Raw genomic sequence first — 4,692 nt, 5'->3', positions numbered from 1 at the left:
GCGGCCGCGGTCCCGCGGCGCCGCGTCGGGCCGCAGGCGCGCCGCCGGGGTCCATCGCGCGCGCTGCCGTCGCTGCCGCGCGCGGCCTGAAGTCGCGCGACCTGCGTGGCGGTCCGGCATGACTCCGGGCACGTCTGGGCGCAGCCACCGCTGTGCTAGCTTCGGGGCTTTGCCACAATCCCGGAGCGCCCATGTCCACGCTGTCGCAGGCCTGCCAGGCCGCACTGATCACCGGCCTCGCCCTGGCCGCCGGCGCCACCCACGCGCAGGAGGCCGCCGTGACCGATCCCTATCTCTGGCTTGAAGACGTCGAAGGCGAAAAGGCGCTCGACTGGGTCAAGGCGCGCAACGCCGTCACCGAGAAGGAGCTGGCCAGCACGCCGCAGTTCAAGCAGCTGGAAGCGCAGATCCGCGCGATCCTCGATTCGGACGCCAAGATTCCCTACATCGGCAAGATCGGCGACCACTATTACAACTTCTGGAAGGACGCCCGGCACGAGCGCGGCATCTGGCGCCGCACCACGCTGGAGTCGTACCGCAGCGACAGCCCCGAGTGGGAAACCGTCATCGACCTGGATGCCCTCAACGAGGCCGAGGGCGAGAACTGGGTCTGGCACGGCGCCGACTGCCTGCCGCCGGAGTACCGGCGTTGCCTGGTCGCGCTGTCGCGTGGCGGCGCGGACGCCGACGTCACCCGCGAGTTCGACCTGGCCAGCAGGGACTGGGTCGACGGCGGCTTCTTCCGCGACGAGGCCAAGGGCGGGCTGGGCTGGATCGACCGCGACAGCGTCTACGTCTACACCGACTTCGGCGCCGGCTCGATGACCGAATCGGGCTACCCGCGCATCGTCAAGCGCTGGACCCGCGGCACCCCGATGAGCGCGGCCGAGGTTGTCTACGAAGGCAAGCCCGATGACATGTACATCGCGGCGATGCACGACCACACGCCGGGCTACGAGCGCGACTTCGTCAGCCGCACGCTGGCGTTCTACAACGACGAGCTGTACCTCGTCGGTCCGGACGGCGGGCTGAAGAAGATCGACGCGCCGAACTCGGCCAACAAGTCGGTGCACAAGGACTGGCTGGTGCTGGAGCTGCGCGATCCGTACGAGGCCGGTGGCCGGACCTTCCCGGCCGGCAGCCTGATCGCCGCCAACTTCGATGCCTTCATGGCCGGCGGCCGCGACTTCACCGTGCTGTTCGCGCCGAGCGAGACCACCTCGCTGGCCGGCGTCACCGCCACCGCCAACCGCCTCGTCCTCAACGTGCTCGACGACGTCAAGAACGACCTGCAGGTGCTGGCTCCCCCGGCGGACGGCGAGGGCGAGTGGACCCGCAGCGACTTCACCGGCCAGCCCGACGGCAGCGTCAACGTCGCAGCGGTCGACGCCGACCACAGCGACGCGGTGTGGGTGTACTCGGACGACTACCTCAGCCCGGCGACCTTCGCCATCGCCGGGGCCGGTGAGGCGCCGCAGGTGCTCAAGTCGATGCCGGCGTTCTTCGACGCCTCGACCCACGAGGTCGACCAGTTCTTCGCCACCAGCAAGGACGGCACTCGCGTGCCGTACTTCATCGTCAAGCCGAAGGACCTGGTCCTCGACGGCAGCACGCCGACCCTGCTGTACGGCTACGGCGGCTTCGAGATCTCGATGACCCCGGGCTACTCCGGCAGCGTCGGCAAGGGCTGGTTGGAGAGGGGCGGCGTGTACGCGGTCGCCAACATCCGCGGCGGCGGCGAGTACGGCCCGCGCTGGCACCAGGCCGCGCTGAAGCAGAACCGCCACAAGGCCTACGAGGACTTCGCCGCGGTGGCGAAGGACCTGGTCCAGCGCGGCATCACCTCGCCGCGGAAGCTCGGCATCCAGGGCGGCAGCAACGGCGGTCTGCTGATGGGCAACATGCTGACCCAGTACCCGGAGCTGTTCGGCGCGATCGTGGTGCAGGTGCCGCTGCTGGACATGCAGCGCTACCACAAGCTGCTGGCCGGCGCCTCGTGGATGGCCGAGTACGGCAACCCGGACAAGCCGGAGGAATGGGCCTTCATCCGGACCTTCTCGCCGTACCACCTGTACGACCCGGCGAAGGACTACCCGCCGACGCTGTTCATGACCTCCACCCGCGACGACCGCGTCCACCCCGGCCACGCCCGCAAGATGATGGCGAAGATGCTCGAAGGCGGCGAGGACGTGCGCTACTACGAGAACATCGAAGGCGGCCACGGCGGCTCGGCCAACAACAAGCAGGCCGCGCACATGAGCGCGCTGGCCTACACGTTCCTGTGGAACCAGCTGACCGATTGATGTGAACCACGGGCCGGCCTTTCGCCGGCCCTTTTCTGTTTCGTGTAGGAGCGACGTGAGTCGCGACCTGTACATCGCCTCCATCGTTCGGCGGGTCGCGACTCACGTCGCTCCTACGACCGAAGGAAGTCCAGTCGAACATCGGAACAACCCACGAACCCGATTCCCCGGTTGCACTTCCCACCCCCGGACCCCATCCCATGAAGCCCACCCTGCTGCTGGCCGCATTGATGACCGTCTCCACCCCGACCCTCGCCCAGGACCTGCCGCCGCCGCCCGACGCCGAGCAGCGCCCGCACACCGTCACCGCGCCGCATGGCGCGCAGCGCCAGGACGAGTACTACTGGCTGCGCGACGACGACCGCAAGGATCCGGCGATGCTGGCCTACCTGGAGGCCGAGAACGCCTACGTTGACGCCTACATGACGCGGCTCAAGCCGGTGGAAGATCGTCTGTACGAGGAGATCGTCGGCCGGATCAAGCAGGACGACAGCTCGGTGCCGTATCGCGAGCGCGGCTGGTGGTACTACAGCCGCTTCGAGACCGGCCAGGACTATCCCGTCTACGCGCGCCGCGAAGGCTCGATGGACGCCACCGAACAGGTCCTGCTCGACGTCAACGTGATGGCCGACGGCAAGGACTACTTCAGCGTCGGCGACTGGGAAGTCAGCCAGGACAACCGCCTGCTGGCCTGGGCCGAGGACGACGTCGGCCGCCGCCAGTACGTCATCCGGGTCAAGGACATCGCCACCGGCGCGGTGCTGGACGACGTGATCCGCGGCGTCTCGCCCAACATCGTCTGGGCCGACGACAACCGCACGCTGTTCTACGTCGAGAACGACCCGGAGACGCTGCTCACCGTGCGGGTCAAGAAGCACGTGCTCGGCACCCCGGCCAGCGACGACTTGCTGGTCTACGAGGAGCACGACGACAGCTTCTACATGGGCATCGGCCGCACCCGCGATGACAGGTTCATCTGCATCGGGGTGGAGAGCACGGTCTCCAGCGAGTCGCGTTGCGCGCCGGCCGCCGACCCGCGCGAGTTCGCCGTGCTGGCCCCGCGCGAGCGCGACGTCGAGTACGACGCCGACCACCACGACGGCCGCTGGGTGATCCGCACCAATGCGCCGGGCCCGGATGGCAGCCCCGCGGCCAACTTCAAGCTGATGACCGCGCCCAGCAACGCCACCTCGCGCGCGGACTGGCAGGAGTGGATCGGCCACGACGAGGACGTGTTCATCGGCGGCTTCGAGCTGTTCGACGGCTTCACCGCCATCGACGAGCGCTCCGGCGGGCTGGAGCGCATCCGCCTGCTGCGTGGCGAGCCGGGCACCACGGCCGGCGAGGCCGAATACGTCAAGGCCGACGAGAGCGCGTACTCGATGGGCCTGTCGACCAATTCCGAGCCCGACACCGACTGGCTGCGCTACAGCTACACCTCGCTGACCACCCCGGCCACCACCTACGAGCTCAACACGAAGACCGGCGAGCGCCGCACCCTCAAGCAGCAGCCGGTGATCGGCTACGACGCGGACCGGTACACCACCGAGCGGGTCTGGGTGACCGCCCGCGACGGGGTGAAGGTGCCGGTGTCGCTGGTCTACCGCAACGGCTTTGCGAAGGACGGCACCGCGGCGATGCTGCAGTACGGCTACGGCAGCTACGGCGCCTCGATGGACCCCAGCTTCAACCTGCCGGTGGTGAGCCTGCTCGACCGCGGCATGGTCTACGCCATCGCCCACATCCGCGGCGGCCAGGAGATGGGCCGCAAGTGGTACGACGACGGCAAGCTGATGTCGAAGAAGAACAGCTTCACCGACTTCATCGACGTCACCCGCGGCCTGGTGGAGCAGGGCTACGCCGCCCCGGACCGGGTCGCCGCCTACGGTGGCAGCGCCGGCGGCCTGCTGGTCGGCGCGGTGGCCAACATGGCGCCGGACGACTACTCGGTGATCCTGTCGCAGGTGCCCTTCGTCGACGTGGTGACCACGATGCTGGACCCCTCGATCCCGCTGACCACCAATGAGTACGACCAGTGGGGCAACCCGGAGACCAGCGTCGAAGCCTACGAGTACATGCTCGGCTACTCGCCCTACGACAACCTGGAGGCCAAGGCCTACCCGGCGATGTTCGTCGGCACCGGGCTGTGGGACTCGCAGGTGCAGTACTGGGAACCGGCCAAGTACGTCGCCCGCCTGCGCGACCTCAATACATCGGAAGCGCCGGTGCTGTTCCGCACCAACATGGACGCCGGCCACGGCGGCAAGTCCGGCCGCTTCCGCCGCTACCGCGAACTGGCGGAGATGTACGCCTTCCTGCTCGACCGCCTTGACGTCGCGGAAGCCGCCCGCTGAAGAGCGACCTACCCCGGGCAGCCGGGGACGACGAG

Annotated in this window: 2 protein-coding genes; both read left to right on the top strand. The window is 68.6% G+C overall.

The window, feature by feature from the left end; translation table 11 throughout:
* Positions 1-191: 191 nt before the first annotated feature.
* Positions 192-2,303 (top strand): prolyl oligopeptidase family serine peptidase, encoded by a 2,112-nt coding sequence (locus tag N799_RS13870; protein WP_036213855.1) that lies wholly within the window; start codon positions 192-194, stop codon positions 2,301-2,303.
* A gap of 200 nt (positions 2,304-2,503) precedes the next feature.
* The gene (locus tag N799_RS13865; protein WP_036213852.1) at positions 2,504-4,657 is read left to right on the top strand and encodes a S9 family peptidase; all 2,154 of its coding nucleotides are present in this window, start codon (positions 2,504-2,506) and stop codon (positions 4,655-4,657) included.
* Positions 4,658-4,692: the final 35 nt, after the last annotated feature.

The sequence above is a fragment of the Lysobacter arseniciresistens ZS79 genome (assembly GCF_000768335.1).
GTDB classification, from domain to species: Bacteria; Pseudomonadota; Gammaproteobacteria; order Xanthomonadales; family Xanthomonadaceae; genus Novilysobacter; species Novilysobacter arseniciresistens.
Note: the sequence above shows the minus strand (reverse complement) of the source record. Positions and strands in the feature narration are given on the sequence as shown.